This is a genomic window from Bradyrhizobium sp. B124 (assembly GCF_038967635.1).
In the GTDB taxonomy this organism is placed as follows: domain Bacteria; phylum Pseudomonadota; class Alphaproteobacteria; order Rhizobiales; family Xanthobacteraceae; genus Bradyrhizobium.
Genome location: NZ_CP152413.1, coordinates 3,573,154 through 3,599,898, shown reverse-complemented (window position 1 = coordinate 3,599,898; position 26,745 = coordinate 3,573,154). Strand labels below are relative to the sequence as shown.

At 59.8% G+C, this 26,745-nt stretch carries 27 protein-coding genes and 7 pseudogenes; 17 read left to right on the top strand and 17 right to left on the bottom strand.

Going from position 1 to position 26,745, the window contains the following annotated elements:
• Positions 1 to 159 precede the first annotated feature (159 nt).
• Positions 160 to 618 carry a hypothetical protein gene (locus AAFG13_RS17295; protein WP_342712751.1) on the top strand — a complete coding sequence of 153 codons (459 nt, stop codon included), beginning with the start codon at positions 160 to 162 and terminating at the stop codon, positions 616 to 618.
• 136 nt (positions 619 to 754) lie between these two features.
• Here the strand turns inward: AAFG13_RS17295 and AAFG13_RS17290 are convergent.
• The 7 genes and pseudogenes from AAFG13_RS17290 to AAFG13_RS17260 all read right to left on the bottom strand — a co-directional run.
• Positions 755 to 910 (bottom strand): annotated as a pseudogene (locus AAFG13_RS17290) (DNA ligase); the annotation flags it as partial.
• 2 nt (positions 911 to 912) lie between these two features.
• The gene (locus AAFG13_RS17285; RefSeq protein WP_342712750.1) at positions 913 to 2,484 is read right to left on the bottom strand and encodes an ATP-binding protein; all 1,572 of its coding nucleotides are present in this window, start codon (positions 2,482 to 2,484) and stop codon (positions 913 to 915) included.
• A 729-nt stretch (positions 2,485 to 3,213) separates the two neighbouring features.
• A pseudogene (locus AAFG13_RS17280) lies at positions 3,214 to 3,765 on the bottom strand (HAD hydrolase-like protein); the annotation flags it as partial.
• Between the two features lie 18 nt (positions 3,766 to 3,783).
• Positions 3,784 to 3,906, bottom strand: coding sequence for a hypothetical protein (locus tag AAFG13_RS17275; RefSeq protein WP_342712749.1), 123 nt, complete (start codon positions 3,904 to 3,906; stop codon positions 3,784 to 3,786).
• Between the two features lie 151 nt (positions 3,907 to 4,057).
• Complete coding sequence (locus AAFG13_RS17270; protein WP_342712748.1) at positions 4,058 to 4,378, bottom strand: hypothetical protein; 321 nt, start codon at positions 4,376 to 4,378, stop codon at positions 4,058 to 4,060.
• Entirely contained in the window at positions 4,375 to 4,911 is a 537-nt protein-coding gene (locus tag AAFG13_RS17265; protein WP_342712747.1) for an isochorismatase family cysteine hydrolase, read from the bottom strand. Before AAFG13_RS17265 ends, AAFG13_RS17270 begins: the two co-directional genes overlap by 4 nt.
• Positions 4,912 to 4,944: 33 nt before the next feature.
• Positions 4,945 to 5,214 carry a hypothetical protein gene (locus AAFG13_RS17260; protein WP_342712746.1) on the bottom strand — a complete coding sequence of 90 codons (270 nt, stop codon included), beginning with the start codon at positions 5,212 to 5,214 and terminating at the stop codon, positions 4,945 to 4,947.
• Positions 5,215 to 5,244: 30 nt separating this feature from the next.
• Between AAFG13_RS17260 and AAFG13_RS17255 the strand changes: the two genes are divergently transcribed.
• Positions 5,245 to 5,727 (top strand): NUDIX domain-containing protein, encoded by a 483-nt coding sequence (locus tag AAFG13_RS17255; protein ID WP_342712745.1) that lies wholly within the window; start codon positions 5,245 to 5,247, stop codon positions 5,725 to 5,727.
• Positions 5,728 to 5,781: 54 nt separating this feature from the next.
• Here AAFG13_RS17255 and AAFG13_RS17250 read toward each other — a convergent pair.
• From AAFG13_RS17250 to AAFG13_RS17240, 3 pseudogenes are all read right to left on the bottom strand, one after another.
• Positions 5,782 to 6,578: pseudogene (locus AAFG13_RS17250) on the bottom strand (RNA polymerase factor sigma-32).
• 349 nt (positions 6,579 to 6,927) lie between these two features.
• Positions 6,928 to 7,247: pseudogene (locus AAFG13_RS17245) on the bottom strand (hypothetical protein).
• A 72-nt stretch (positions 7,248 to 7,319) separates the two neighbouring features.
• Positions 7,320 to 7,523: pseudogene (locus tag AAFG13_RS17240) on the bottom strand (Hsp20 family protein); the annotation flags it as partial.
• A gap of 674 nt (positions 7,524 to 8,197) precedes the next feature.
• Here AAFG13_RS17240 and AAFG13_RS17235 point away from each other — a divergent pair.
• The 7 genes from AAFG13_RS17235 to AAFG13_RS17205 all read left to right on the top strand — a co-directional run bounded on the left by AAFG13_RS17235 (position 8,198) and on the right by AAFG13_RS17205 (position 17,321).
• On the top strand, positions 8,198 to 9,178 hold the full coding sequence (locus tag AAFG13_RS17235; protein ID WP_342712744.1) for an ABC transporter substrate-binding protein: 981 nt from the start codon (positions 8,198 to 8,200) through the stop codon (positions 9,176 to 9,178).
• 235 nt (positions 9,179 to 9,413) lie between these two features.
• On the top strand, positions 9,414 to 10,391 hold the full coding sequence (locus tag AAFG13_RS17230; protein ID WP_342712743.1) for an ABC transporter substrate-binding protein: 978 nt from the start codon (positions 9,414 to 9,416) through the stop codon (positions 10,389 to 10,391).
• A 353-nt stretch (positions 10,392 to 10,744) separates the two neighbouring features.
• Complete coding sequence (locus AAFG13_RS17225) at positions 10,745 to 11,734, top strand: ABC transporter substrate-binding protein (RefSeq protein ID WP_342712742.1); 990 nt, start codon at positions 10,745 to 10,747, stop codon at positions 11,732 to 11,734.
• Positions 11,735 to 11,867: 133 nt separating this feature from the next.
• Positions 11,868 to 12,848, top strand: coding sequence for an ABC transporter substrate-binding protein (locus AAFG13_RS17220; protein WP_342712741.1), 981 nt, complete (start codon positions 11,868 to 11,870; stop codon positions 12,846 to 12,848).
• Positions 12,849 to 13,096: 248 nt separating this feature from the next.
• A complete protein-coding gene (locus AAFG13_RS17215; protein ID WP_342712740.1) occupies positions 13,097 to 15,688 on the top strand; it encodes an ATP-binding protein in 2,592 nt (863 codons plus the stop codon).
• Positions 15,685 to 16,074 (top strand): response regulator, encoded by a 390-nt coding sequence (locus AAFG13_RS17210; protein ID WP_342712739.1) that lies wholly within the window; start codon positions 15,685 to 15,687, stop codon positions 16,072 to 16,074. The genes AAFG13_RS17215 and AAFG13_RS17210 overlap by 4 nt, the downstream gene beginning before the upstream one ends.
• The gene (locus AAFG13_RS17205) at positions 16,071 to 17,321 is read left to right on the top strand and encodes an adenylate/guanylate cyclase domain-containing protein (RefSeq protein ID WP_212320288.1); all 1,251 of its coding nucleotides are present in this window, start codon (positions 16,071 to 16,073) and stop codon (positions 17,319 to 17,321) included. Before AAFG13_RS17210 ends, AAFG13_RS17205 begins: the two co-directional genes overlap by 4 nt.
• A 169-nt stretch (positions 17,322 to 17,490) precedes the next feature.
• Here AAFG13_RS17205 and AAFG13_RS17200 read toward each other — a convergent pair.
• From AAFG13_RS17200 to AAFG13_RS17185, 4 genes and pseudogenes are all read right to left on the bottom strand, one after another.
• Positions 17,491 to 17,598: pseudogene (locus tag AAFG13_RS17200) on the bottom strand (3'-5' exonuclease); the annotation flags it as partial.
• A 111-nt stretch (positions 17,599 to 17,709) separates the two neighbouring features.
• Positions 17,710 to 17,925: a hypothetical protein gene (locus tag AAFG13_RS17195; RefSeq protein ID WP_342712738.1), complete on the bottom strand. Its 216-nt coding sequence runs from the start codon at positions 17,923 to 17,925 to the stop codon at positions 17,710 to 17,712.
• 85 nt (positions 17,926 to 18,010) lie between these two features.
• Positions 18,011 to 18,313 carry a GlsB/YeaQ/YmgE family stress response membrane protein gene (locus AAFG13_RS17190; protein WP_342712737.1) on the bottom strand — a complete coding sequence of 101 codons (303 nt, stop codon included), beginning with the start codon at positions 18,311 to 18,313 and terminating at the stop codon, positions 18,011 to 18,013.
• 148 nt (positions 18,314 to 18,461) lie between these two features.
• A complete protein-coding gene (locus AAFG13_RS17185) occupies positions 18,462 to 18,707 on the bottom strand; it encodes a hypothetical protein (protein ID WP_212320283.1) in 246 nt (81 codons plus the stop codon).
• A gap of 3 nt (positions 18,708 to 18,710) precedes the next feature.
• On the opposite strand from AAFG13_RS17185, the gene AAFG13_RS17180 reads away from it, so the two are divergent.
• On the top strand, positions 18,711 to 19,118 hold the full coding sequence (locus AAFG13_RS17180) for a hypothetical protein (RefSeq protein ID WP_342712736.1): 408 nt from the start codon (positions 18,711 to 18,713) through the stop codon (positions 19,116 to 19,118).
• 480 nt (positions 19,119 to 19,598) lie between these two features.
• Here the strand turns inward: AAFG13_RS17180 and AAFG13_RS17175 are convergent, their stop codons facing one another.
• Entirely contained in the window at positions 19,599 to 20,009 is a 411-nt protein-coding gene (locus AAFG13_RS17175; RefSeq protein WP_342712735.1) for an ATP-binding protein, read from the bottom strand.
• Positions 20,010 to 21,550: 1,541 nt separating this feature from the next.
• Between AAFG13_RS17175 and AAFG13_RS17170 the strand changes: the two genes are divergently transcribed.
• On the top strand, positions 21,551 to 21,703 hold the full coding sequence (locus tag AAFG13_RS17170; protein WP_342712734.1) for a hypothetical protein: 153 nt from the start codon (positions 21,551 to 21,553) through the stop codon (positions 21,701 to 21,703).
• Between the two features lie 366 nt (positions 21,704 to 22,069).
• Positions 22,070 to 22,273, top strand: coding sequence for a cold-shock protein (locus tag AAFG13_RS17165; protein ID WP_076865209.1), 204 nt, complete (start codon positions 22,070 to 22,072; stop codon positions 22,271 to 22,273).
• Positions 22,274 to 22,389: 116 nt separating this feature from the next.
• On the opposite strand, the pseudogene AAFG13_RS17160 reads toward AAFG13_RS17165, so the two are convergent.
• Positions 22,390 to 22,814: pseudogene (locus AAFG13_RS17160) on the bottom strand (transposase); the annotation flags it as partial.
• A 4-nt stretch (positions 22,815 to 22,818) separates the two neighbouring features.
• On the opposite strand from AAFG13_RS17160, the gene AAFG13_RS17155 reads away from it, so the two are divergent.
• Genes AAFG13_RS17155 through AAFG13_RS17135 form a run of 5 tightly spaced genes read left to right on the top strand, consistent with a single transcriptional unit; the run spans position 22,819 to position 25,784 of the window.
• A complete protein-coding gene (locus tag AAFG13_RS17155) occupies positions 22,819 to 23,124 on the top strand; it encodes a YhjD/YihY/BrkB family envelope integrity protein (RefSeq protein ID WP_342713350.1) in 306 nt (101 codons plus the stop codon).
• A gap of 5 nt (positions 23,125 to 23,129) precedes the next feature.
• Positions 23,130 to 24,131 (top strand): DUF3618 domain-containing protein, encoded by a 1,002-nt coding sequence (locus tag AAFG13_RS17150; RefSeq protein WP_342712733.1) that lies wholly within the window; start codon positions 23,130 to 23,132, stop codon positions 24,129 to 24,131.
• Positions 24,128 to 24,670 carry a hypothetical protein gene (locus AAFG13_RS17145; RefSeq protein ID WP_342712732.1) on the top strand — a complete coding sequence of 181 codons (543 nt, stop codon included), beginning with the start codon at positions 24,128 to 24,130 and terminating at the stop codon, positions 24,668 to 24,670. The genes AAFG13_RS17150 and AAFG13_RS17145 overlap by 4 nt, the downstream gene beginning before the upstream one ends.
• A complete protein-coding gene (locus tag AAFG13_RS17140) occupies positions 24,667 to 25,062 on the top strand; it encodes a phage holin family protein (protein ID WP_342712731.1) in 396 nt (131 codons plus the stop codon). Before AAFG13_RS17145 ends, AAFG13_RS17140 begins: the two co-directional genes overlap by 4 nt.
• Complete coding sequence (locus tag AAFG13_RS17135) at positions 25,059 to 25,784, top strand: hypothetical protein (RefSeq protein WP_342712730.1); 726 nt, start codon at positions 25,059 to 25,061, stop codon at positions 25,782 to 25,784. Before AAFG13_RS17140 ends, AAFG13_RS17135 begins: the two co-directional genes overlap by 4 nt.
• On the opposite strand, the gene AAFG13_RS17130 is transcribed toward AAFG13_RS17135, so the two are convergent.
• A complete protein-coding gene (locus tag AAFG13_RS17130; RefSeq protein ID WP_342712729.1) occupies positions 25,781 to 26,698 on the bottom strand; it encodes a DUF72 domain-containing protein in 918 nt (305 codons plus the stop codon). The two genes, AAFG13_RS17135 and AAFG13_RS17130, sit on opposite strands and share 4 nt — an antisense overlap.
• Positions 26,699 to 26,745: the final 47 nt, after the last annotated feature.

The window sequence follows — 26,745 nt, the reverse complement described above, 5'->3', positions numbered from 1 at the left end:
TGAGCCGCCGGCAGCGACGGCTCATCTTGAGGTCCTTTAAGGGCCCGAGTTAATTCATCAAGGCACCATCTTCCTGCCGCGTCTCAAAAATAACCTCCACTTTCATTCCCGAGCGGCGCTGTAAAAGAGGAACCGCTGGCATCCTGGGGAGGCAAGTACATGGGACAGGCACGGCGCGCAGTTATTCAGACCGATACACTCGGCGTACGATTAGCAGAGCGGGCCAAGGAGCTTCGCGCGCGGGCGGATGACCTAGCTCCAGGTTTGGCAAAGGACACCCTGCTAGAGCTCCCTCAATATGCAGAGATCAGCGCCCACGCGGGCGGCCGGAGACATTTTTCCGATCCCTTGCGCACTGAGATAGTGTTAGACCAACAAGACAAGAACCAGTTCCGTCGCGGCGAAGAGGTCCAGCTCAAACGCCCTTGTGCCAAGGCGATCACGCGCAAGAACAGGTCGCCGGATTGGCTGACGCGCAAGGGAATCGTGCAAGGCTTCAAACCCAATTTCATCTACATCCAATGGGATGGAAGAAGGACGATTGAGCAAGTACCGAGCGGCGCGGTGGAGAAAGTGGGCGCCAAGCACTCGCACCAACGTCGACGGGTTGAGAGGTGATCCGGTGTTAGGCTTCAAATGAAATATAGTCTGTTTGCGTCATACAGATTGTGCAGAAGCTCATGCTTTAAATAGGTATGCTGAACCCGTTGCAGATGCGTCTTTTTCCCTTGTTGTTATGGAGAAGGGATGGCGCTCACACATCCTCCCGGACGCCCCGAAAGAACGGATGCCGTACCTTACCCTCGGCTGACTTGGCACGGTATTCGATCTCAACCAGCACCTCCGGCTCCACCCAGATAGCCTTATGGGCAATGAGCTTGGTGTAGGGCTGCGTCTTTCGGATCAGCGGCGTCAGGCTCGTGGCACCTCAGACAGACCGAGCAACTCGCCTTGGTGGGCCTGACGAAAACCGGCCATAGCCTTGGCGACGGCTTTCGGATCGCCCGTTTCCCACGCTGGCTTCAGAAGTGTAGCGGCCCAGGCCTCCAACGTGCCGACACCCTTGAAAGGACCGGTGCGCCGCTTGTCGAACAAGGTTTCGCCATCCATCGCCCAGCGATACACGTCCGCATGGCGAGACACCGAGAAGGACAACTTGCGCAGCGTGCCAGTCGCCTGCGCGAGTCGGTCCATGAGCGGACGATAAAGCGCATGCAGCACTTGCTCTTCCGCTACGATGGACTCGAAGACACGTAAATAGGCCTGCTCTCGATCGACTTGGAGTTGTGTGGTACGCGCCGCGGCGCCTTCACAATCATTCAGCAAATCCTTCAGGCGTTTCAGCGCGGCGTTCTCATCCCCGATCTTGGTAGTGATTGTTCTGAGGCGATTGGCCGTATCGGTATCGATGTTGATGAGACCCTGAATGCGGCCGATCTCCGCCTCGAGTTCACCAAGCGACAATTGCTTCAGCTCGGCGTCGGCCGACACATAGGGCTCCTGATCGTTCGCTTTAGGCGGCAGTTCCTTACCCCGCCAGGCAGCCGTCTCCTGCACGGCCTTCGCGAGCCGGTCGGTCAATGTCCCATCGACGTTGCCGGCGTAAGTCTGCCGGAATACCTCCCACGCCTTGTCGTCGAGATGCGCCCCGACAAAGTTCTGCTTGGTCGTCCGCAGGGCCATCGGTGCGCGATTAATTCGGAAAAGCTCCTCCACGAACTTCTGGGAGAGGTACCGCGCTCGCGGATAGAGCGACGGATCAAACGAATCGTCGAGCAAGGGGCGCGCCGACGGATCTCCGGTCTTCCAGCTCAGCCGGACGCCTACGCCGTCGAGATGCTCGCGCGCCCGCACGATAAATGATGCATTGCTCAATCGGCCATCCGTAGCGTCACATCCCGCGGCGATCGCGTCCGCAAGCGCAGTCTTGCCGGAGCCCCGAGCGCCAATAATGGCGACCAAACCGGGATTGAGGGCGACCTTCGGGGTCTGTGCCCAGTCCGCGCCCGTCAATTCGATCTCCGCGATGACACGTGCGGGTGTAGCCCGAAAAGGAGGACGGGGGCCGACATACGCCCGACCGGCAGGATCGATATAGGCGTGGCGTAGAGCATCGAATTCCAACGCGCCTTTTATCCAGGAATAGCGATCGCCATCGGGCTTGGCGACGGTCGCCTGCGTATGCGCATCGCTGCCGTGCAGGCACGGTTTGCACCCGTTATATCGCTCGCGAAGCTGGTCCACTCCGACGCCGCTTTTCCGACCCAACCAGAAATCGCGCTGCGCCGGGCTGCTGGCAAAAATGACGTGCGCGAACTTCTCGATTTCCTGACGCAAAGTCGCGTCATTGGCATCGCGGATGCCGGACGTGCCGTCGGTTTCGGCGCCGGCAACTGCGATCAGGATGTTCTCTTTTTGCCCAATCGCTCTTGCCGAACTCCTCGCGTAATTTTCCGAAGTTGACCTTGAATTGCGAAGCGCCATGGCGGAACGCGGCCCGCTCATCGGTCAGCTCCGGCTTGGACCTCCGCCCTAGCTCGGCGAGATCTTCTCGCGTGCAGGCGAAGTTGTCGCCGAAGGCTTCGAATCTCAGCCGGCTGAGAAAGCGCTCCACCTCCGCTACATGGTTCGGATCGTCGGCGCAGACGAGAAGGTGGACGTTGGTCCAGCGCTCTTTCACCGTCGCGACATCGAGCCGTAGCTCGACATTGGGGAAGATGAGCCCGACCTGTGGCAGCCGGCCGCTTTCCTTCATCTCCCGCAAGACGTGCTGGTTGGTATCGGTGCAATAATAGTCCGTCACCGCGGTCGCGCGGATAGCGGGCGTCGCCTGTTCGAGGCTGGTGAAATAATCGCCCCAAGCGTTTCGGGCCTTTGAACTGATTGTTGAACACGGTGCCGGGCGCATGAATATGCGGCTCTCAACGGTGCCATTCCGAACCCCGACTGATCACCAAAGTCCCCCGACCTTCTTCCGTACGGTTCAGTCTTGCCGATGTTAATGGCTTATGCGACCGGCGGGAGGGCCGTTCTAGCGGTCTGGCGAATTATCCAAAGCGGATGGGCTCCGAGCACGGGGTTGAAAGGCCCCGATGCGGAATTTGTCCGCACGAGGATTATTAAACCGGAAGCGGTCCACGCAGAGCCACACGAAAATGCTTGCCGGGACAATCTGTCCCGAGGTTTGTTTGGCGGAAAACGTTTCCGTAATTCTCACGCGCTCTTGAGCAAGTCTGGCTGGATCGTGGGAGCAAAAGCTTCGCCGCTCAGGAGGCTCGGCAAAAGGCGACGCAAATCTTCGCCCACTGCAAAACATCCTGCTCCGGTCAGAACGTCGGCGCTAAAGCCGCCAGTGAGGACACCGGCCGCTTTCGTTCCGGCTTCGAGGCCAGCCTCGGCATCGTACGGCGTGTCACCGACCATGACCGCCTGCGGGCCCGGCAGCGCAAGCTTGCGCAGCGCCACGCCGACCAGGCGAGGATCCGGTTTTCCGTGCTCGACATCATCGCCGCATGCGGTTGCGGTAATGAACTCGTCGGCGTTTAATAAGGTGATGTAACGCTTGAAAGGGAGCCCCTTGCAATCGGTCGCCAGCGCGACGCGTACGCCGCTCTCTGTCAGAACACGAAATACATCGCGTATGCCGTCGAACGGCTTCACGCTGGAAAGGTAATCGCGCTCGTATATCGTGCCTTGCACCTTCAGGATATCCTTCCGCTCCTCTTCCGAAGCTTCCGGAATCGCGAGTTGCAAAGTCTGGTCCCCGTCGAGGCCGGAATAAAGCTAAAGGGTCTGATAGGGAATCCGGTAGCCGGAGCGCTCCAAAGCGTCCTGCAGGCTTCGCAGGTTTTGCGGCACACTGTCGACAAGCGTCCCTTCCACATCGAAAATGAAGCCTGAAAACATTGGACTCTCCGCGGGATACCCCGATTGAGAACAAACGGGTTTACCTAGAGTTCCAGCGCTGGACGGCATTCGCCATTTCCGGGGCGGGCATCACTCCGCCCTTAACGTTCCGCCCGGTAGCGGCCGGGATCATCGCAGCCTCTTGGCCGGTCTAAAGCCGCCTGATCTCCTGCGCGCGGATGATAATTTCTTCCTGGGCTAGTTCGCGTTCCAGCCGCTCGCGGAAGGAGCGCCAATAATCCGGGTCGATGCTCTCGGCCATGACTTCGATGACGGCGATGGTGTCGCCTTCGGTTTGACCGCCGCTTTGCCACAGGCCCTTTCCGGGCGATCTTACAAAACTGGTCGCTCCGCCGAACTTATCCGTCAATTCTTCCAAAAGGCCCTCGAACCACTCCTTCCCGACAGGCTTGCCGTTGCCGGACTGCTTCGGCAGCAGGATCTCGACAAGGTGGCAGGGTCCGGCAGTCATGACACCTTGCGCCCGGGTAATTCAGCGCGCCAGCTCCCGAGGAGGATTTCAGTCGTAACAGTCTCAACCTGCTCGCCGAAGCGGTTCGTGTAGACATTCATCATTGCGTCGTGCGTCTCGTCGGCAGAACTGCACAGCGCGTCAGTCACCAGGATAACCCGGAAGCCCCAATCTATTGCACCCAGCATTGTGCTGAGAACACAAACATCGGTCTCGCCGCCGGTGATGATTACAGTATCGATGCCGGCGCTGCGCAGTTGCTGATGCAGGTCGCTCCCGGTCCACGGCGAATAGACATGCTTGTCGAAGGTCCGAGCGGGAGGCACGAATTTCGCGAGGTCCGGCACAAGCCCGATCATCTCGGGTCCCAGCTCGTCGATGGTCATAGAGCCCCACCGCTCATAATAGTGCCGCCACATGCCGACGCCCTGGCCAGGCTTCCTTGCCGGGATGAAGCGCGTAAAGATCGTCCGCTTCGGATGGGCGGCTGTGATCGCTACGATGTTCGGCAGCACGCGATCAAGCCAGCGCATCTTCCAGTCTGTCGCTTCGGAAATCCTTATCGCTCAAAGGCCTATGCGCGCGCGGCGGACAGCCTTGCCGCGTTGTCGCAGCCGCTGGAACGTGTCATCGCGGGGGGTGCCCTCACCGATATCTTCAGCATCAATCCTGATGCTCACTCCATACGTGAGCTCGACCACATGCATTGGGGTGTTGAAATGGCGCGCAAGGGCGGCGTGCCTCCGGACCGCGTCCTGAATGCAATGCCCCTTGTGCAGATCCTTGCGCATCTCGCGAAGCGAAAAGCCGCCGCCGGGAAGGTGACGCGCCGCCATGCGTCTTCACGCGAGGCCCGCGTCAGGTAGATGCGCACCGTAAGGGCAACATCGCTGCCAAAAGCAAGCGCCGGCATTCTTCTCTTCCGCCGGAAAGACGAAGGCGTGGAAGTTTTGCTCGGCCACCCGGGAGGACCTTTCTGGAAGAAAAAGGATCTTGGCGCGTGGACCATTCCCAAAGGTCTTATCGCTTTTGGTGAGCCGCCGCTCGAAGCGGCCAAACGTGAATTTGCGGAGGGGACAGGTTACACTCCGCGCGGCGCTTTTGTGTCCCTTGGCGATGCGAAACAGCCCGGCGGCAGGACCGTGCATGTCTGGGCCGCGGAGGACGACTGGAATCCGGACGAGCTCAGGAGCAATCCGTTCGAGGTAGAGTGGCCGCCACGTTCCGGGAGGCAGCAAAGCTTTCCCGAGCTCGACCGCGCCGGCTGGTTCGGCATGCCGCAGGCCGGCGATAAGATTCTGAAAGGTCAGGCAGTGTTTCTTGACCGTCTCAGTGAAGCTTTACGATGAGATTCCCGCGAACGGTGTTGACGGATGTGAAAGGAGATCGCAGAACGGCTCCTCTCAATGCACTGCTTTGTTCGCGAAGCGAGCGCGTACGGCAGCACCTATTTTTTCAAATGCGCGAACTTCAATCTGGCGCACCCGCTCGCGAGAAACGCGATATCGTGTTGCGAGATCCTCAAGCCTGACCGATGGTTCGGACAGGAAGCGCGCCTCAAATATGTCTCGCTCCCGGGCGGTGAGGACTTCCATGGCGCCAGCAAGCGCCTGACGCCGCTGTCTGTCTTCCTCCTCGCCCGCGTACACGTCTTCGGGACCGGACGCCGGATCGACCAGCCAGTCCTGTATTTCGCCCGCCTCGTCTGCATGCACCAAAGCGTTGAGCGACATGTCACCGCCAAGGCGCCGGTTCATCTCGACGACCTCGTTCTCCTGCACGCCAAGCTTCCTGGCAATCCTCGCGGTGTGCTCCGGACGGAGGTCGCCGTCCTCAAGTGCCGAGATTTGCGCTTTTGTCCTGCGAAGCTTGAAAAACAGTTTCCGCTGGGCTGCGCTGCTCCCCATTTTCACCAGCGACCATGAGCGCAGGATGTATTCCTGTATCGAAGACTTGATCCACCACATAGCGTAGGTCGCGAGCCGGAAGCCGCGCTCGGGCTCAAAACGCTTGCCCGCCCGCATGAGGGCCAGATTGCCTTCGGAAATAACGTCCGAAATCGGTAGCCCGTAGCCGCGATATCGCATGGCGATCTTAGCGACGAGCCGCAGATGGCTGGGACAATATGTTAGGCGGCGTCACGGTCGCCATGCTCTCGCAAGCGTGCCGCATAGGCCGCCTCCTGCTCGGGCAGCAGCATAGGAAACTTGCGGATTTCCGCAAGATAATGCGTCAGCCCGGCGTCGAGCGACAGCGTTGGAACAGATGCAGTGCCCCCATTGCTCACCTCCCTTCGATCCTAAAATGAACTGGCTCGAGCTGCCCGCTGATGGCCTTTCGAAACCCTTGCGGTCTGATCGGCCGTGAGCGCAGGAGCCGCGGCGCGCCGGGATCGTCTGCGGACCGCAGGACTGCGCAGGCCGAAGACGGAGCGATCTGTCCCTCTCGCTGGACCATGCCTTCGCGTCTGCTGCAGCCGGGCCGCCCAGCGATGCTCGACCCGGTCGATCACGTGACGGGGTAAAAGGATATCGTCCATGCGACCCTCCTCAAGCTGCCAGCGTCCGCGCCGTCGGGAACCGCCGTTTTGGCGTGCCACCGGGCGGGTTGCGCCGGCCGCCATCAAGCCCGCACAAGGCCTCGAGGATGGTGTCGATGCTGACGGGAGCCTTGAGGCCTGCCGGGGCCCGCAGGGCGGGACATGAGGCAATCGCGGAAGCGTCGGAAGCCCAGGAGGCCAGAATCGCGCGTTTCTCGGCCAGGGTCAGGTCCGGATGCGCTACCACGTGGGATGCTCGAACGCGGTGCCCGGATGCAGCAGCGCCTGGAAATCGAAAACGTTGTCGTGGGTGGCGGTCGTCGGCCGCATGTGTTCCTCCATTCGAAGACGAGTGGGGCGGCAGCCCGACACAACGAGGCCGGGCCGCCGCGGGATATTCGCTCAAGCCGCCTTGGCTTCGAGCTGATGGACGTTGCTGCCGTTGATGGCGATCCGCCGCGGTTTCATAGCCTCGGGGATTTCCCGGACCAGCTCGATCAGCAGCAGCCCGTTGTCGAACGAGGCGTTCCTGACCTGGACGTAGTCGGCCAGATTGAACTGCCGCCTGAAGGCCCGGGTCGCCTCCCAAGAGTGCAGCCATCGTCGAATGGGACAGCATGGATGACGCAGTAGCATTCTACAAGTCGAAAGCATGGACGGACCTTGCACCCCTACGTGATAAGGCAACCAAGGTGATCCGACGTTACGTCGTCGAAGTTGAGAAGTAGCGCTTTCCGGTACCCGCCCGGAAAGAAGAGGGCAGCGCGTAAAATTGGCGACAATTATGCAACTTTCCGCGCCTACGTTGTCGAAGGACTGTAGCAATAACCCAAGTGCGAACCGCACGTCGGGAGGCCGCCTCAGTTGGCGGCCTCTTTCATTGCAAAATATGAGCGCGATTTCGCCTATTCGCCCTTCTCGGAAGGGCCGCGCTGGCTATTGAAGGTCCGGTGCCGGAAGTGAAGCGGACGTCGCGATCGCGCGTTCCGACTTCCGAGTTTGACCCTGGCTGTGTAAAAACTCAAAAAATCGAAACGCGACGAGAATGAAATTTTTCATTCGACTTCTAAGTTGAATTCGCTTGTGAGTTGGGCGACCATAGGGGTCTTGGACGAATAATTTCTTCTATCGCGATTGAGCGTCTTCGCGTTTTTACACAGAACTGAGACGTGGGGCCCGACCAGCTTCTGAGGTTGGCTACTTGCTCTTTTTCATTCGCCGCTCGGTCGCAAAGTGCTAAGCTTTGTGCATTGCGCAAAGATGTGTTGTCGGCGGGTCAAATGCGACGACGCCAGTTCATCACGCTTCTCGGCGGCACGGCGGTGTCTTTGCCGCTGGCGGTGCACGCAGAGCAGCCGGCCATGCCGGTGATTGGATTTCTGTGCAGCGGATCGGCTGATGCCTTTGCCCCACTAGTGGCGGCCTTTCGCGGCGGCCTCAAAGAGGCCGGCTATGTCGAGGGGCGGAATATCGCCATTGAATTTGCGTGGGCGGCGGGCCAGTACGATAAGCTACCGTCGTTGGCCGCCAATCTGGTAAAACGCCAGGTTACCGTTATCGCGGCGGTGGGCGGTGCTGTCGCGGGGCTTGCGGCCAAGGCCGCCACATCAACTATCCCTATTGTGGTCGCGACCGGGGACGATCCGGTAAAATATGGCCTGGTCGGCAGTTTGAGCCGACCGACCGGGAATATCACGGGCGTAACTCTGTTTATCGACGTCCTGACGGGAAAGCGGGTCGAGATCCTCGCCGAGGTCGCGCCCACGGCCGCATTCGCCCTACTGGTCAATCAGCGTAATCCGAATGCCGAAACCGAAGCCTATGACGCGCGAGCGGCGGCGCAACAAACCGGCCGAGAACTGCGCGTATTGGCCGCGAGCAACGAGGGTGAGATTGCTACTGCATTCGCGGCACTCGCCCGACAGGCGGGCGCGGCTCTAATGATCGGCACCGATACATTCTTCTACAGTCAGCCGGCTCAGCTCGTCGAGCTTGCGGCTCAGCATGCCATACCGACGATCTATTTCCATCGCTTGTTCGCGCTCGCCGGTGGTCTAATCGCCTATGGCGTGACTTTCACAGACGAACTGCGCATGGCGGGACGATACGTCGGCCGAATCCTGGCGGGCGAGAAGCCGAACAAGTTGCCGATCTTACAGCCGAGCAAATTCGAAATGGTCATCAACCTCAAAACCGCCAAAGCGCTTGGTCTTACTCTACCGGCCACGCTACTTACCCGCGCCGACCAGGTGATCGAATAGGGGTTCCGTTTGCTGCGATCTATAAGGTCCTTGTGACCTGAAATGCGGAACATCGGACAGCCCCGGCGACGTCCGATGACGGCAAACCGGAAACGACCCGTCGACCGCCAAAGCGGCGTTCTTGACCCGACTTAGACGTTCGGCTCGTTCGCTACCCGATCGTAAGGTGCGCTTCGGCTCACGCAACACGTTGAGCTCTGAACACTGACAAGCGTGCGTGTTCCCTGGAGGAGATATGCAGCGGCGTAAGTTCATCGCGGTGCTGAGTGCGGCGGCGATGATCTGGCCGTTTGCCGCAAGAGGGCAGCAACCTATGCCGATAATCGGTTTGCTCAGCAGCACGTCGTCGCGCGACTATGCGCCCATGATCGGAGCATTTCGGAAGAGCCTTGGCGAGGCGGGCTTCGTCGAGGGCCAGAATGTGAAGATCGAGTATGTCTGGGCCGACGGGCAGTATGAGCGTCTGCCGGCGCTGGCGGCCGATCTGGTTCGTCGTCAGGTAAGCGTGATCGTTGCGGTCACCACGCCGGCGGCGTTGGCTCTGAAACTAGCGACCACGACCGTACCGATTGTCTTTGCGATTGGCGGCGATCCTGTACGGACAGGGCTCGTTGATAGCCTTAGCCGACCCGGCGGCAATCTTACAGGCGCGGCGCACATTAACGTCGAGACCGCGCCAAAGCGCCTCGAATTGATGCATGAATTGATGCCCAACGTGAAGATCGCTGGTCTTCTCGTCAACCCGACCAATCCCCTGGCTAAGTCTGTTGTACCGGCCGTTCAGGCAGCAGCCGGCTCACTGGGGCTCGAGCTGCAAGTATTGTACGCGCGCAGCGACGAAGAGCTGGACGCAGTGTTCGCCAGTCTGCCAGGGTTGGGCGTGGGCGCCCTGATAGTCGGCACCGATCAGCTCTTCACCAGCCGAGCAGAAAAACTAGGAGCGACCTCGCTTCGCCTGGCAATGCCTGCGATCTATCAGTATCGAGAATTCACCGCGGCTGGCGGTGTGATGAGCTATGGCGGGAGCATTATCGATTCGTACCACCACGCTGGCCTCTACGTCGGCCGGATTCTCAAAGGTGAGAAGCCTGGCGACCTGCCGGTACAGCTATCTACCAAAGTAGAGCTGTTCTTCAATTTGAAGAGCGCCAAGGCGCTCGGTCTTACTGTATCGCCCGGACTGCTTGCCCGAGCCGACGAGGTAATCGAATGAGATCTCGCCACTTCCGTTAATGTCAAACTGGAATTCGTGATCAATCTGACGGCCGCAAAGGCGCCCTTAAGTGCGGCCGGCGCTACTCGCTCGCGATAGTGCGTGGCAGCGTTGCATGAGCCCTGTTCCGACCTTGAGGCGGCACCTTACCTGGCTGCGGTTGGTATGAGGATAGTCCTGATATTGCTCCGGCACGCCGGCGCGTCCACTCTTGGACGACCCAAGCAGACTTAATCCTAGGCGATCCTTACGAAGCACGCTGGAATATGTGTTAGTATCATGTGTCTTCCACTCTGAGCCGGACGATAGTGAACACGCATCGAAACCAGTGAAGCCCTATTGAGAAGGGAATCATGAGGCGGCGCGAACTCATCTTTATTTTTGCAGGAGCCGCCGCCAGTTCTCCGTTTGTGGCTCGCGCGCAGCGGCCTCAGCAGGTGCGTCGGATCGGCGTCGTCATGTTGTACCCCGAGAACGATCCCCAGGGACAGCTCCGTGCCACAGTCTTTCAGCGCCAGCTCGAGAAGGCTGGCTGGACAATCGGCGGAAATCTCCAGGTTAGTTTCCGATGGGGTACCGGTGATGCCGAGTGGGTGCGATCTGCAACGGAGCGAGCCTTACGCGACTCACCCGACGTGCTGCTGGCGAATGGTGATGCGGCGATGAAGGCGGCACAGACGTCTACCCAGATGATCCCCGTCATCTTCATAGGTGGGGGCGATCCGGTGGGAGATGGCATAGTGCAAAGCCTCGCCCATCCTGGAGGCAATGTGACGGGCTTTACGGTGATGGAGCCAAGCTTGGGTGCGAAATTGCTTGGGCTACTCAAGCAAGTTGCGCCACAAGTGGCTCGCGTTGCCGTTTTGATGAATCCCGACAATGCTACGCACAAACGCATCCTTGCGTTGCTGGAAACCGCGGCTCCCGGCTTTGCCGTCAACGTCATTTCGGCTTCGGTGCGCGAAGCAACCGCGGTCGAAGCAGCAATGAGTCAATGGGGACAAGGGGCGGATTACGGTCTGATTGTGCCGTCCGATCCTACAACCAACTCTCAGCGTAAACTATTCGTTGAGCTCGCTGCACGTTATCGGTTGCCGACAATCTATGCGTTGCGTGCGGCCGTTGCCGATGGGGGCCTGATGTCCTATGGAGTCGACTTGATAGAGTTATTTCGACAGGCAGCCATCTATGCAGATCGCATTCTCAAGGGCGAGAAACCGGCTAACCTGCCGGTGCAGTTGCCGACTAAATTTGAGCTGGTGGTGAACTTGAAAACCGCGAAGGGCCTCGGCTTGGACATACCGGCCTCGCTACTTGCGACTGCCGACGAAGTGATCGAATAAGGCGCTCATGTTGCGTGGCACTAGTCTGATTGTGGGCCATAAGCGGACCGCGAAGATCGTTTAGTCGGGTGGCCGACAAGCGCTGATTGTGACGATGTGGACCGGCCAACGATGGCGTTGACGGAGCGATCGAATGAGGCGACGCGAATTCATCACGTTGATTGGTGCGTTGGGGATGGCGCCTCCGTCCGTTGCCGTCGCGCAGCAGAGTGTGGGCCGCACGGCACGGATCGTCTATCTCGGAGCAACAGGAGCTGCAGTACTCGACCCCCGCCAGATTGAGGGGTTCAAGCAGGGGCTGCGCGAGAACGGATTGGTCGAGGGCCGCAATATCGCCGTCGACTATCTCTGGGCCGAGGGCGATCCCGCCCGCCTCGTGCGACTCGCCGAGGAAGTCAATAAGGGCGGATACGACGTCATCGTGACGGCTGGTCCTCAGGCTGTCCACGCGTTGACCAGAGCTGGGACCAAGGCTCCTATAGTCTTTGCCATCGTCGGCGATGCAATCGCCAACGGTGTCGTCACATCACTGGCGCGGCCGACCGGCAATGTCACCGGTCTATCGATGTCGAACACCGATCTTGAAAGCAAACGCATCGAAATCCTCAAGGAGGCGGCGCCGTCGGTCACGCGTGTGATGGGGTTGCGCGACCCAAGCATGGGTGGGGGCGGGCTTGAGGAAGCTGCGGCAACTGCCAAGGCGCTCGGTGTCGAATTCGACCCCGTTGAAGCAGGAGTGGAGCAGTTCGAGACTGCGTTCGCGGAAGCTGTCCGCAGGGGCGTCAATGGGCTGGCGGTCTTCGCATCGCCTTTTTTCAATTTTCATCGCGCGCGACTGATTGATCTTGCCACACGTCATCGTCTGCCGTCGATCTGGGAGGCGGTGGCCTATGTCAGGGAGGGCGGTCTCTTGTCTTATGGTCCGAATTTCGCGGACATGTATCGCCGTTCAGCGGGGTATGTGGCAAAAATTCTAAACGGTGCAAGGCCGGCCGACTTGCCCGTGGAGCAGCCTGTGCGATTTGAGCTGACCGTGAACCTCAAGACAGCGCAGGAGCTTGCCATAGCTATTCCGCCGACGTTGCTGGCCCGCGCCGGCGATGTCATCGAATAGGTGCCTGCTCCACTCTGCTGCATAAGTCCGGTCCTGACGCTGAGCTGAAGCGCGTGGTTACCGCAGGAAGACCAGCTCTCAGAGACAAACCGCCTGTTACCTTGTGAGTGCTGGAGGCACGGCCAGATCCCAGTATCCCCGCAGCCTCCGTACGGAGGACGTACAAAACGCCGACCGGCCCCGAACTACTGCCTCGCTCCCGCATTGCAGCAAGAGACAGGCGGGCGGTTTGTTGATAGGCTCCGTGCATGAGTGTTTCCCTCCACCCGGATGCGTCTCAAGCCCGTGGGCTTGCGGCCGCCCTGGAGGAGCGCGCGTCAACAATCCAGCCGTCCGGGCGGGTGCGCAGCCGCCTCTTCATCAAGTACGTCGCGCTGTTCGTAGCGGTCGTCGGCATCGCCCTGCTCTCCAACGGCATATTCGAGGTCTTCTTCTATTACAGCGAGCACAAGGCATCGCTGATACGCATTCAGCACGAGCAGGCGGAAGCGGCGGCGGCGAAGATCAGCCAGTTCATCAAGGAGACTGAAAACCAGATTGGCTGGACGACCCAGCTGCCGTGGTCGGCGAGCTCGATGGAACAGCGCCGCTTCGATGCGTTGCGGTTGCTCCACCAGGTACCCGCCATTACCGAGCTCGCCCAGCTCGACGCGACCGGCAAGGAGCGGTTGCGGGTCTCGCGGCTTGCCATGGATGTGATTGGAAGCGAGATCGATTTTTCTAAGGATCCAAAGTTCACCGAGGCGGTGGCCCACAAGGTCTATTACGGCCCGGTTTACTTCCGCCGCGAGTCTGAACCTTACATGACGCTGGCACTCGCCGGCACGCGCAAGGACGCCGGCGTAAGCGTCGCTGAAGTCAACCTGAAACTTATTTGGGATGTGGTCTCCCAGATCAGAGTCGGCGAGCACGGCCACGCCTATGTCGTCGGCCCGCAGGGGCGTCTTATCGCGCACCCGGACATCAGCCTCGTGCTGCGCAACACCGACATGTCCAATCTTCCACAGGTGCGGGCGGCACTGAGTGGCGGGGGCGTGGGCGAAGATTTGCAAGGTGAACCTAATATACAGGGTCAGCAGGTGCTCACCGCTTCTGTGCCGATTTCGCCGCTGCACTGGACCATGTTCGTGGAGCTTCCGGTCGAGGAGGCCTATGCCTCGCTGTATGCCGCCTTGAAACGCCTTGCCCTCCTGCTGTTGGCCGCATCGACCCTCGCTGTACTCGCCGGTATCTTCCTGGCGCGACGGATGGTGGGTCCAATCAACGCCCTGGGGGTCGGCGCAGCTCGGATCGGTGCCGGTGATTTCTCACAGCGCATCTCGATCAGGACTGGCGACGAGCTCGAAGGCCTTGCGGAGCAGTTCAACGACATGGCCGCTCGCCTTCAGGAATCCTATGCGGACCTGGAGAAAAAGGTCGAGGCGCGCACGGCGGAACTGAGAGAAACTCTCCAGCAACAGACCGCGACCGCGGAGGTGTTGAGTGTAATCAGCCGCTCGCCCGGCGATCTCATTCCCGTCTTTGACGCGATGCTCGATAACGCAATGCAGCTCTGCGGCGCAGATTTTGGCGTGCTGAACACATTCGATGGCGTGTCCTTTCACACCGCCGCCACGCGGGGCTTACCCCCGGCATATGACGAACACCGGCGGAACCACCCGCTACATTATGGTCCGGACACGGCGCCGGCGCGCTTGTTGGAAGGTGAGGACTTTGTCGAAATCGCCGATCTCCTGGAGTCCGCGGCTTATCGCAGCGGCGAACCGAATAGGCGCGCGCTGGTTGATCTTGGCGGAGCGCGCAGCCTTCTCGCGGTGCCGTTGAGAAAGGACAATCGCGTCGTCGGCAATGTCATGATCTTCCGACAGGAAAGGCGCCTGTTCTCGGAGAAGCAGATCGCACTGCTTCAGCACTTCGCGGCCCAAGCCGTCATTGCGATCGAGAATGCCCGCTTGCTGAACGAACTGCGTAAGCGGACGAGGGAACTGTCGCGCTCGCTCGATGATCTGCGCACGGCGCAAGACCGCCTGGTCCAGACCGAGAAGCTCGCTTCGCTCGGCCAGCTCACCGCAGGTATCGCTCATGAGATCAAAAACCCGCTAAACTTCGTCAACAACTTCTCGGCACTTTCGACTGAGCTGATCGACGAGCTCGACCAGCTGCTGCACTCAGCCGCTCTCGATGACAGGACCAGAGAAGAGGTTGGCGAGCTCACGCAAATGCTGAGGGGCAATCTCGATAAAGTCGTGCAGCACGGCAAGCGCGCCGATTCCATCGTCAAAAACATGCTGCTGCATTCCCGGGAAGGTTCAGGCGAGCGTCAGCCGACTGATATCAACGCGATCGTCGAGGAAAGTCTCAATCTTGCCTATCATGGCGCGCGCGCGGAGAAGCCCAGATTCAATATCACGCTTAAACGCGAGCTGGCTCCAGACGCCGGGCTGATCGATTGCTATCCCCAGGAAATTACCCGCGTCTTCCTCAACCTGATCTCCAACGGCTTCTACGCCGCGAGCAAGCGCAAAGACGTCGAAGGTGAGGATTTTGAGCCAACATTGACGGCAAGTACTAACAATTTGGGAGACAGGGTCGAAGTCCACATCCGCGACAACGGCGCCGGTATTCCGCCGGAGGTCAGGGAGAAGATCTTCAATCCATTCTTCACGACCAAGCCGCCGGGCGAGGGAACGGGACTGGGGCTATCGATGAGCCACGATATCATCGTGAAACAGCACGGCGGCACAATCAATGTCCAGACTGAGCCGGGCGTATTTACCGAATTCATAATCACGCTGCGACGCGCACTGGCAGCGCAAAACCATGCTGGAGGCAGGAATTGAGCGTTTATGTCCTTGTCGTCGACGACGAGCCCGATATTGAGGCGCTGTTTCGACAGCAGTTCCGGCGCGATCTCCGTGCCGGTCGATTCAAGATAGAATTCGCAACGTCCGCGCCAATGGCACTGGAACGCGCCGAAGAACTTCGAGATGCCACGCTGATCTTGATCCTGTCTGACATCAACATGCCCGGCATGAGCGGACTCGAAATGCTGCCGATGGTGCGAGCGCGAAGACCTGACGTACCGGTCGTCATGATCACGGCCTATGGAGATGCGGAAACGAGACGCAAAGCAATCGAACAGGGCGCGCAAGGATTCCTAACCAAGCCGATTGACTTCGCTCTGGTGCGCCTGGAAATCGATTCACGACTCGGGCAAGCGGCATGAGCTCGACCATCCTCGTGGTTGATGATGAGCCAGACCTCGAGACACTGGTCTTGCAAAAATTCCGCAAGCAGATCCGCGACGAGGCCGTCAGTTTTCTATTCGCTCGTGATGGAATTGAAGCTCTCCAACTGATCGAACTGCACCCGCAAATCGATCTGGTGGTAACCGACATCAACATGCCACGGATGGATGGATTGTCGCTCCTGCAAAGCTTGCAGGAGGCCGAGGTGAAGAAGTCGACCATCATCGTTTCGGCATATGGCGACATGAGCAACATCCGCACCGCAATGAATCGCGGAGCGTTCGACTTTCTGACGAAGCCAATCGATTTTGTCGACCTGGAAGCGACCATCGCCAAGACAGTCCGGCATGTCGAGATGTTGCGCGAGGCGCGGCGTCGGCAGCTTGAGGCAGAGCGCGCCCATGCTTCGCTCGCCCGCTATTTCTCTCCCGAGATCGCCAAGCGCCTGGCGGCGAGTGCCGGAGCAAGCGGCATGGAAGTGCACAGGCGGGAAGTCGCCGCGATCTTCACCGACATCACCGGCTTTACCTCACTGGTGGAAGCCGCCGCGCCGGAAGTCTTGAGCGAGCTACTTAACGAATATGTGGGCGGCATGACCGACGTCGTATTTGCTCATGAGGGCACTGTGGCAAAGGTGATCGGCGACGCAATCCAGGTGTTATTCAATGCGCCCGGTGATCAGCCCGATTACGCCACCCGCGCAGTAGCCTGCGCCCTCGACCTCGACAGCTGGGCGCAGGAGTTTCGCGGGCGATGGAAGAGTAAGGGCGTAAGCTTCGGCGCAACCCGCATCGGCGCGCACGCCGGGCCCGCGCTCGTCGGAAATTTCGGCGGGAGCCGCTTTTTTGACTACACCGCTTACGGAGACACCATCAATATTGCCGCGCGGCTCGAGAGTGCGAACAAGCTATTGGGAACGCGCATCTGCGTCAGCGCTGTGGTCGCCAACGCAGCTGATAGCTTTAGCGGCCGCCCGGTCGGCGATCTCCTGCTGCGAGGTCGGCGTGAACCCCTCCGCGCCCATGAGCCACTACTGCCGGGCGCGTTCGCTGCACCAGCCACTGAGCAGTATGCGGCGGCTTTCGCGAAACTCGAGGCGGGCGAGATCTCGGCAGTGCAGGCTTTCGCGTCGTTGGTCGGAATGCAAGCCGATGACCCCCTCACGGGCTTCCATTTGAGACGTCTACTCAACGGCGGCAAGGGCGTTCAGATAGAAGTGGGCTGATGTTTCAGCTCCATTTGCAGATTAACTCCTGCGCGGCAAGGGCGGTGCCACTAGCAGTCGGATAGCTTGCTAGCTTAGCGTACCATTTGTGAACGGCAGCTCTTGCTGCTGAAAGGTGACTGCAAAGAGTTCGGTTAACGGCACTGTTGCGAGATGTCCGCGACTATCCTGACCGGAGAAATGCGAGTTCGGCATCGAGTGCTGCCTCGCAGACGTCGATGTACCAGGACCAAGGCCGGCCATCGCTGCCGTCGCTCCAGCGGTAGCCGCGCCGCCGGCACTATAATACACAGTTAAATTCGACTGGAGGAGTGCTTCGATGAGCCCGAGGCTTGCGGCTGCCGCCTGCCAACAAATGAGTGGGCTGAAGCCGGAGCTGCTGCGGGCATCAACGTGCTGAGATACCAAGCTCGATCAATGCCATTCTCTGCAGTATGACGGGATCTCGCTCGCCGTCCTTGGCGGTGCGAAGGATCGTCTCCGCTATCGCCTGGACATGCGAAGAACTGACCGGATCGGGAAGTGAAGCTACCGCTGTATCCAAGGCAGCTTTCATGATGGCGATCGTTTCAGGCGGAAACGACGCATTCGAAAAATCCTTCATGCTGGCAGCGATCCGGCGCAAAAGTCGGTTCTCGTCATTGCTTTCGTCTCACCGCATGGTGCCGCTGCCGCCGCGCCGGGATGTATCACCATCCCCATCGACGACCGCGCCATCTGCTGCCCCATCCAGCGCTACCGCGGACCAGCCGCACGACGAAGAGCAGCAATATCGCGCCGATGGTAGCGTTCATGATCGCGCTAATGATGCCGTTGCCAAGATGGATGCCGAGCCGAGGCATCAACCAACTGCCGACAAAGGCCCCTAGGATACCGATAATCAAATCACCAATGATCCCAAATCCGGTCCCTCGTACGATTTGACCCGCCAACCAGCCGGCGACGAGACCTACGAACAATATGATCAAGAGGCTTTCGCCCGACATATTCATTTTTGATACCTCAATCGTTGGTTCGAATGGCGTCCATTAGCGTAACGAGACGTTGTACTACAGGCAGGGCCGATCCGAATGACGTTTTGGCCATTCGAGCTCCTCATGAAGGTCTTCCAGTTCGTCCCGTCGGCAAATGCCGCTTCACCTAGCGACGGGCGGTGACTGTCGAGACTTTGGGAACCATCGCTTCATTGCTGCGCAGACACTGCGCGTCGAAGCGGGGCCAAACGTGCTGCGAGCAATTTCGCGCAACCGCCGAAATTTCCAGCCGGTCGGATTTCGTCAACACGGAAGTCTCGCCCGCCGCCACCTGAGGAGCAAAGCCCGGCGTGGCAATGACTGCCGCTCCCAGAAGGCCGAATACGGCCAGGGACGTAAGAAAGTTGTTCATGTGATGCTGCTGCATGTGGCGGTTGGCGATCCCGCTGCGTTCGGGGACCACCGACACAACAAGGGCATCCTTCTAAAGTTCCTCGAATACCACCTATATCTGAATCGCGGTGCAAGTGGTGCGCCGAGAAAAGCTGTAGTCAGCAAGACGACCGGCAACGCCGCCACCACAGCAACCGCAACGCCTCCCGCCGAAAAGCCTGCCCAGTTCACTTCCTCGACCTTCTCCGGCTTCATCGTCGAAGTCACCAACGTGGACTTCAACGTCCCGATCGGCACGGCCGTCCCGGCCAGCGTATCATCCGGTGTTGACCGCATCGTGGAAATCTATCCGGAGGTCCGGATGCGATTTCGTCTTGGTGCACGGTCATTCTTCGTCCGCCACGAGCTCGTCGATATCATCGAGGGCTAAGCCGGTCCGACGATCCACGCAAAGAGCGGCTTCAGCCGCCTTGGTCCGTTCAGCCCGATGCGGTTCTCAAAAGTCGAGCAGTTAGAAAAGGCCGCGGATTCTCGACGGCCTTCCGCTGATAGCTTCGTTCGATTCAGGAGCGATCGGTGCCGATGCCACCGCTGACCCTGGGAGCGCGGAAGTCGATACCCTGCGGTCTTCAAGGCCGGACGATCGATGTAACGCTCTCGAGGGCCTAGCCATAGGAGTCGCGAATGACGACGCACCGCTCGCCGCGTTCGCGCCAGCAACGACCTTCTTCATTGCAGACCATGCGAACGTTCTGAATGTTGCTGTCCGAGCTTCCGGTTGGTCGGCAATCAGCGGCGCAGCCACGGCGGTACATGATGTTTTCCGGGGGATATTTCGGGGTTGCCCCGGTCGGAACGCTGCTTTGTTCCCTTGTGAGGGGAGGCCTTCCTCTTCGATGTTCGCTGCGGCTCAAGACGTGTTCTCGTCCAAGGGCACGTCAAGCTGGATCATGACGCCTTTTGGCGAATTGGACGTCACTGCAATGCGTGCCTCCAGCTGGGCGATCAAGCTCTTGATCACCTTGAAGCCAAGACTCGCCCGAGGTTGGTCGATATCGAAATCCTTCGGCAGACCGATACCCTGATCTGATACTTCCACCCGCAAACCGGTGGCGTGCCGTGCGCCCGAAACGCGGATCTCGCCCGATCCGTTCGGGTAAGCATGCTTGGCGGAGTTCGTCACGATCTCGTTGATCAGAAGGCCCAGCGGAATGGCCTTGTCGGTCGCTTTTGTTCGCCGCAGTGAATGCCTCCCAAACAGCTTCGGGTCCAGCCCGGCGCTTCCGATCCATGCAGACACGGCATATTGGCGCGTTGTCATGCAGCGGTGTGGACACGACGGCCGGTGAACAAAAACTCACCTGACCGTTTTCCAGTACCCCTTAGATAGTCGTCGACTGCCTGGCGCGTGTTGATGCAACAACTCAGCCGACCGCATTGCCCTCAAACAGTTCAAAGGCAGCCAGCGTGAAAGAAGCGGCGTCTTTTTGCCTTGCCCGGCTAGCGGGGGCGCGGACCTTTTGCACGGCCGGCATTGCGAGGTTCTTTGCCGCTCTCGATTCTGCGAACAGACGTCACGATCAGCGCGAGTGAGAATACTGCCACCACCGACATGCATGCGAACTGATCGCCAGCGCCCACCTCAGCCACTGCGCTTTTGCTTCGAACGGTGAACTTGGGACGAATCGGGTCGTTCCTAAGATCGAAAAACCGGCAACGTTCGCGTGGCCAACGGAGTGTGAAACTGTTGCCGTGCCGGTTACGAACAGTACTGGCCCGCGCCGGGCGTCGCGGCCATGGTTACTACGGCGGCGGGCCGGGTATCGGCTTCAGCTTCGGCACACGCGGCTGGTAATCGTCCACGAATCATGGCGGGGCCGCTTCTTCGGAAGCGGCCCTTCGCATGTCGAGCGACAGGTGCCAGAGAAGCGAAGAAGGGCGGCTTGACACGCCCTATCTTCCGCCGCCGCCGGATTTATCTTCGCGTCGGCTTCAGGGCATGGCACGCGACGCGCATTGTACTACCTGCAATTCAATTGCCCGTTTCGGCGGCATCCGGCGTACGATTTAGAGCGGCTTTGCTCGGAGCTTAGAAACACACGACGCGGCCCCAGCAACCCTTGGAGGCCCGAGGGGCGATTGCTGAGGCCGCATGGCCAGTCCCGCGTCAGTCGAGATTGGTCAACTTGATCGCACACCGAATCCGGAGATGAGACAAGCGAGAACGGAAGTTCTCGTCACGACGCCGCGTATACGTGGCAATATTACCACGTAGATTCACATGGGTTATTTTATTAGGAAGCAGAACCGCGGTGGCGATTATCGCACCCCGCGAACAACAACGCCGCCTGCTTAAAATACTCGCTGGCGGCGCTGATCTAGCCCCCAGGAAGGTACGCAAAATCCCGACATGTGAGGAGTCAGCACAGCGCGTGCCCAGCTTCACGTCGCAAACGGCATCCCATCAATAGCCACGCAATGCTGCCAAGAAGCGCGATGAACGACCCCGCCACCATGCTTGCGAAGGCAATTTCTCCACTGTCGATCCGATCAGAATACAGCCGCACCGAACTGGCCTCCCGGCGACAAGGGATTCGCCGCGACAATTTAACCAACCGGAAGGTGTCCTAGTTCCCCGTCGCGTGTGCCCCTAATTCGGACAGCACCATCTCGGGCGAGCTCCGCACGAACTAGTTCCTATGGACCGGCTAGTGCGCCGAAGGGCACTGCGTTTCGGTATCGGGCGCCGCGCCCGTTAAAACTGAAAGCCGACAGCGCCGCTTCATACTCCGTTAGGCACGTCGAGAGCATGCTCGGAACGGGACAATTTACTTCAAGTTGTCCAGGCCGGAGGATCGGCACATGGATCGTATCGAGTACCTGAAAGAGCAACTCGCCCGCGCTGAACGGATGGCCAAAGGAGCCTTTGACAAACTCACGATTGATCGACTGAAGTCTTTCGCCGCCGAGTGCAGGGAAGAGTTAGCACGGAATGACGCTGTCAAGGCAGCATAGTGCCGATTCACGCAAGCGGGAAAAGTACGCCGCCGGGCCCGAAATCGTTTGTCCCGACGGCGCCCTGTTCTTCCAGCCTCTGGGCCCTGAAATCCCCAGCACCGATAACCTAGCAACGCTTGTGCCTGGTTCACACAAGTTAGGAAGAAGAGCTGGCGCCAGGGCCGGTACGCCAGCTCCTCCCGAAACGCGACCGATCTAAGTCCCCAACGGTCCCGTCCCGCAAAGAAGCCTGCGCCGATCTGGTTTCTGGTTTGCTAACGCGGAAACGGTTTCGTCGCGAGGAGTGCATAGGCGCCCGGTTCCGGCTTGCGATGTCCCGCGCGAGCGCTAGGCTGGGAGCCTTACTTAAATTGGAGAGACGACGTGGCTACAGGTACTGTCAAATGGTTTAATCCCACCAAGGGCTACGGGTTCATTCAGCCCGACAACGGTGGCAAAGACGTATTCGTGCATATTTCTGCGGTCGAAAAGGCCGGTCTCAGCAGCCTCAATGAGGGTGCAAAGGTAAGCTACGAAGAGAGGGAAAATCGGGGCAAGACTTCAGCCGAAAACCTGCGGGTGGGCTGACGCAGACTTCAGGAACAACCGGCAGCGTCGCAAGTCTGGGGAATACTCCCGGCGCCCACACACCCCCAACCCGCTCGGGGGTGAGAATGGCGACCTCGGCGTGCGCGGCGCGCCCGCGTCAGGCCCTCCCAGCGTGAGAGCGCACAGCGAATGGCGTCGGCCAACTTGCCCTTTTGGCTGATCAACGCGAGCTTCGCGCGGAGCCATCGCTCGACGCTTCCGGCAGCGCCCGGATTTTCTGCTGCCGAACGAGACGGCGCTCCTCGGCGCCGCGACCACGGCTGTCCCTTTCAATGGCGTAGAACTCGGCGATATGCTTGAGCGCCTCGCTGGCAATGGGCGCGGGACCGGGTGTGGCCAGGTCGCATGTGCGACCAGCAGAATGCAAGTTGGACATCGCCACGCTCGGCGAGCTTGCCATAGCCGGCATAGCCATCGACCTGCAGGATCCCTTCGAAGCCTGCGAGATGGGCGATCGGCCGATCGGCTTTGCTATCGGGGCCATAGACTAGACATAGGCAACGCCCGGCGGATCGGCACCTGTCCTGCCCGATACAGCGATACCGTGGCGCGAGCTCATGCTGGGCGCATTCGTCACCGCCGTATTCTTTAAGGTCGGCAAATCGCTCGTCGGCATTTACCTCGGGCGGACGGCGCCGAGCTCGACCTATGGCGCAGCGGGTGCGCTGATCATTCCGATGTTTTGGACCTACTATTCCGCCCAGAGATTCCTGTTTGGCGCCGAGTTGACCAAGGCCATCGCCGATGAGTGCACGTCCGCAGGCGAGGCTGCCAGAGGAACGATTCAACAAAGCGTGAGTTCGCTTCAAACAAGAACGATAGATCGGTGACAGCCATGACAATATCCGTTGAGGAATTGAGGCGCGAGTCCGAGCGGAGCCGCGCGCAGCTTTCGGCAACCGTCGATCGGTTAAGAGAGCAGATCACCGATACCGCAGAAGACTTGCGCTACAAGGTCTCCCCGCAGGGGATCAAGTCAGAAGTCTCCGAGTTTGTCGGCCGAAAAGCCCAAGGTTGGCTCGACTCGCTTCAGCAGCAAGCCATGGAAAACCCGATCCAGACGATCGCTGCGGGGACTGCGGTTGCGGTGCCCGTGCTGCGGCTGGCTCGTGTTTTTCCACTTCCCCTTCTGATGATCGGTGCCGGTCTTGCCCTGACGTCGAAGACCGTTCGCAGGCGCGCCAAGGAGGCGACGGGGCCTACGATCGATAAGGCCAAGAAAATGGGAGGTGAGGCAGCCGAACGCGCTCAATCCCTAGGGGAAGGTATAGCTGATGCGATATCCGCAACGGGGCATAAGGCCGCCGACCTGGCGAGCGAAGCGCAAGCCACGGCGACCGGGCTTGCCGGCGACCTGAAAGAGCGGGTAGCCCAGACAGTCGATCGAGTGAGGGCAGGCATCGACACCGCCTCGGACGCGACAAACGATAGCATCGATCGAGCCCGCTCGACCGCGCGCGAAAAGGCGACGGCCGCGCCGGAAGCCGTGCGTCAGGTCTTCCACGACAACGCCGCCTTGATCGCCGGTGTGGGGGTCGCGATCGGAGCGATTATTGCGGCCTCTCTTCCCAACACAAGGGCTGAAGCCTCTGCAATCGGCGAGGCGAGTGATGGTGTCAAACGTGCTGCAGGCAAGGCAGCTCAGTCGGGATTCGAGACGGCCAGGGACGCGGTACTGTCGGCTGCCGATGCCGCTGCCAAGAGCGTGTCGGATGCGGATCTCAGCAAACACGCCAGCCGGATGACCCGGGATTTGTCCGAAAGACTGAAGGAAGCAGCCGACGACATGGTGACGGCGGCATTCAATCCCTCTCGAACCGAAGAGAAATCGTCATGAGCGAATTTGAGACCCATATTCGACAAGCCGCGTCTTCTCAGGCACAGGATTCGACCGCCTCTAACACTCTGAAGGACCAAATCGCCGAAGCAGGCGCCGACGTCGAACAACGCGCGGGCGATGCGCTGCGGGCCTCAACCGAGGCCGCGCGTGACAAGTTCAAGGAGGCGGCTGACGCGGCACAGGACGTGGCGGAGGGAGCCGCGGATCGCTTCCAGGACAAGGCCGAGGAGCAGCAGCGCTCGGGGGCAGATTTCGTGACTCGGCTCGCCGGAAACATTCGGCAAGCCGGCCATGCTTTCGAAAGCGACGCACCATTTGCCGCGCGCGGCATCAATTCCGCCGCTGACTACGTCGAAGACGCTGCCGAGAAGATCCGCAATGGAACTTTTCGTGATCTCGTGGACGGGGCGTCCGACTTCGCGAAACGGCAGCCGGCTGCCTTTCTCGGATTGTCGGTGCTCGCTGGCTTCGCCGCAATACGCTTCTTCAAGGCGTCAGGAAGTCAGACATCCTCGGGCGGCGAGGATGCATCATGAACACTCAATCGGATCTTCAGGCGATTTCGACCCTCCTTGGCGAGGCGCTCTCGCAGTTCGCCAGGCTCTTCCAGAATGAGATTGATCTCGCCAAGGCCGAAGCGGGCGAGAACGTGCAGCAGATCGGCAGCGCTGGAGACTTCTTCGCCGGGGGCGCCGTTCTAGTCATTCCCGCGCTCGTCATGGCGCTTTTTGCGCTGTCAGCAGCCTTGATCTCGGCCGGCTGGTCGCAGCCGAGTTCATACCTTGTCTCAGCCATCGTTGCGGGAGCGGTTGCCGGCGTGTTGTTCGCCGTCGGCATGAACCGCCTGGACGCCCGCAATTTGGCGCTTCGCGAAACGGTGCGTCAGCTAGAGAAGGACAAGATTAGCGTGAAGGAAATGGTGAGATGACCGGCACACGATCAGGCTTTCTGGATAATCTGAGCGACGCGGTCCGGGAAAATCCGCTTGCCGCCGCGCTGATCGGCGGAGGCGCGATATGGCTCTTGTTGGGTAACGAGACGCTGAAGAACGCGGCAAAATCGGTGAGCGGGGCAACAGGACCGCTCGCCGATATTGGAGCCAATCTGCGGCCGAGCGCGCCAAAATTCACGAGCAGTCCGCCGACCGCTCCGGAAACGGAAGCCGGATTATCACAACACTTGGGCGACACCGTGCGCGATGCGAAAAGCACGGCGTCGGCTGCCATGTCGAGCGCCGCGGATGCAGTCAAGCAGGGGTTGGATGAAGGCGTTACCTATGCTCAGAAAAACTTGGGCAAGCTCGGCGATGCACTGCCCCGAAAGGAGACGATCGCAGAGGTCCAATCATCCTTCTCGGCGCTGCTCGAGAGACAACCGCTTCTGATCGGCGCAATAGGTTTGACGGTTGGAGTGGCGGTAGCCGGCGCGTTCAGTGGGTCAGAATTCGAAAACAAATGGGCCGGAAAGCTCAGCGACAGCGTCAAAAAGGACCTGAATGCTCGGGCGGAAGCGGTATCCCAAAGCGTGCGCGAAGCCTCCGATGCGCTCAAGGCTGAAGCTGACGACATCGGCTCCGAAACTCTCGAGCGGCTGCAAGAAACTGGCCGGACTGCGGCAAATGTGGTGCTTGAGCATCTAAGGACGCGTTAGGCCGCGGAGGTTGGCGGCCCAAAGCTTCGCAACATGCGCCGCAGTGCGGTGGCGTTTTTCGGCGCATAGGCGTCATTATCGTTATTGAAATAGACCCAGGCTCGTTTGGCTCGGCTGGCGTTAATCCTGTCGGTCCACACCGTCAGCTCTTCCTTTGTATAGTCGTGCCGATACCAGCGCTTGGGACCATGCAACCTGACATAAACTTCATCCGCGGTCCGGATCAGTCCGTCCGGTAGTCTAGGCCCACTGCAGGAGCAGAAGATGATGCCTGCTTCACGAAAGGCGCCGTAAACCTCTTCATTCCACCAGCTGGCGTGCCGAAATTCCACGACGTTGCGGCGGGCAGGATCAAGCTGGCCGACAATGTTATTGAGCCGGCCCCTGGTGTAGCGATAGCTGGGCGGAAGCTGAAACAGGAAGCAGCCCATCCGGTCGCCCAGGATATCGGCGATCATCCCGAAATCCTTCACCAGCGTCTTCGTGCCTTTGAACCTCTTGATGTGCGTGATGAGTTCACAGACCTTGACGGTGTAGACGAACTTTTTCCGTCCGGGCTGCCGGCGCCAAGACTGGACACCGGCGACAGTGGGCCACGAGTAAAACGAGGCGTTGATTTCGACGGTGTCGAAGCGCTTCAGATAAAGCTCGAACCAGTCGTTCTGCCGCACCCCTTCGTAAAACGAGTCCCGCCATTTCCAGTAGCGCCAGCCGGAGCATCCTACGTAGAGGGGTTGTTTCAGCGGACGGGGGAGTCTCGGGGTGTGCGTGTCGCTCGCCAACCGGGCGGCATGCATTTTGGCCGCGCGACGGATGTTGTCTTGGCGCTGCTTTTCCCGGCGAATCTTCCGCCTTGCGCGCCACTCTTCGCGGACGGAAATCGGCCCTTTATCTTCTTTCAGCGCGCGCGGCATGCCTCCCTAAATCTCGTCATTGGGCGTGCCGGCTGGTGGCTGGAGCA

What these genes read in the sequence shown, in the direction of transcription:
- AAFG13_RS17185 (WP_212320283.1), bottom strand. Translation starts at nt 18,707, where the DNA reads ATGAACAACTTTCTTACGTCCCTGGCCGTATTCGGCCTTCTGGGAGCG.
- AAFG13_RS17260 (WP_342712746.1), bottom strand. Translation starts at nt 5,214, where the DNA reads ATGGCGGCGCGTCACCTTCCCGGCGGCGGCTTTTCGCTTCGCGAGATG.
- AAFG13_RS17175 (WP_342712735.1), bottom strand. Translation starts at nt 20,009, where the DNA reads ATGACAACGCGCCAATATGCCGTGTCTGCATGGATCGGAAGCGCCGGG.
- AAFG13_RS17285 (WP_342712750.1), bottom strand. Translation starts at nt 2,484, where the DNA reads ATGGCGCTTCGCAATTCAAGGTCAACTTCGGAAAATTACGCGAGGAGT.
- AAFG13_RS17135 (WP_342712730.1), top strand. Translation starts at nt 25,059, where the DNA reads ATGACCGGCACACGATCAGGCTTTCTGGATAATCTGAGCGACGCGGTC.
- AAFG13_RS17275 (WP_342712749.1), bottom strand. Translation starts at nt 3,906, where the DNA reads ATGTTTTCAGGCTTCATTTTCGATGTGGAAGGGACGCTTGTCGACAGT.
- AAFG13_RS17230 (WP_342712743.1), top strand. Translation starts at nt 9,414, where the DNA reads ATGCAGCGGCGTAAGTTCATCGCGGTGCTGAGTGCGGCGGCGATGATC.
- AAFG13_RS17215 (WP_342712740.1), top strand. Translation starts at nt 13,097, where the DNA reads ATGAGTGTTTCCCTCCACCCGGATGCGTCTCAAGCCCGTGGGCTTGCG.
- AAFG13_RS17195 (WP_342712738.1), bottom strand. Translation starts at nt 17,925, where the DNA reads ATGAAGGATTTTTCGAATGCGTCGTTTCCGCCTGAAACGATCGCCATC.
- AAFG13_RS17295 (WP_342712751.1), top strand. Translation starts at nt 160, where the DNA reads ATGGGACAGGCACGGCGCGCAGTTATTCAGACCGATACACTCGGCGTA.
- AAFG13_RS17140 (WP_342712731.1), top strand. Translation starts at nt 24,667, where the DNA reads ATGAACACTCAATCGGATCTTCAGGCGATTTCGACCCTCCTTGGCGAG.
- AAFG13_RS17170 (WP_342712734.1), top strand. Translation starts at nt 21,551, where the DNA reads ATGGATCGTATCGAGTACCTGAAAGAGCAACTCGCCCGCGCTGAACGG.
- AAFG13_RS17270 (WP_342712748.1), bottom strand. Translation starts at nt 4,378, where the DNA reads ATGACTGCCGGACCCTGCCACCTTGTCGAGATCCTGCTGCCGAAGCAG.
- AAFG13_RS17235 (WP_342712744.1), top strand. Translation starts at nt 8,198, where the DNA reads ATGCGACGACGCCAGTTCATCACGCTTCTCGGCGGCACGGCGGTGTCT.
- AAFG13_RS17190 (WP_342712737.1), bottom strand. Translation starts at nt 18,313, where the DNA reads ATGAATATGTCGGGCGAAAGCCTCTTGATCATATTGTTCGTAGGTCTC.
- AAFG13_RS17255 (WP_342712745.1), top strand. Translation starts at nt 5,245, where the DNA reads ATGCGCACCGTAAGGGCAACATCGCTGCCAAAAGCAAGCGCCGGCATT.
- AAFG13_RS17130 (WP_342712729.1), bottom strand. Translation starts at nt 26,698, where the DNA reads ATGCCGCGCGCGCTGAAAGAAGATAAAGGGCCGATTTCCGTCCGCGAA.
- AAFG13_RS17205 (WP_212320288.1), top strand. Translation starts at nt 16,071, where the DNA reads ATGAGCTCGACCATCCTCGTGGTTGATGATGAGCCAGACCTCGAGACA.
- AAFG13_RS17150 (WP_342712733.1), top strand. Translation starts at nt 23,130, where the DNA reads ATGACAATATCCGTTGAGGAATTGAGGCGCGAGTCCGAGCGGAGCCGC.
- AAFG13_RS17145 (WP_342712732.1), top strand. Translation starts at nt 24,128, where the DNA reads ATGAGCGAATTTGAGACCCATATTCGACAAGCCGCGTCTTCTCAGGCA.
- AAFG13_RS17225 (WP_342712742.1), top strand. Translation starts at nt 10,745, where the DNA reads ATGAGGCGGCGCGAACTCATCTTTATTTTTGCAGGAGCCGCCGCCAGT.
- AAFG13_RS17180 (WP_342712736.1), top strand. Translation starts at nt 18,711, where the DNA reads ATGCTGCTGCATGTGGCGGTTGGCGATCCCGCTGCGTTCGGGGACCAC.
- AAFG13_RS17220 (WP_342712741.1), top strand. Translation starts at nt 11,868, where the DNA reads ATGAGGCGACGCGAATTCATCACGTTGATTGGTGCGTTGGGGATGGCG.
- AAFG13_RS17265 (WP_342712747.1), bottom strand. Translation starts at nt 4,911, where the DNA reads ATGCGCTGGCTTGATCGCGTGCTGCCGAACATCGTAGCGATCACAGCC.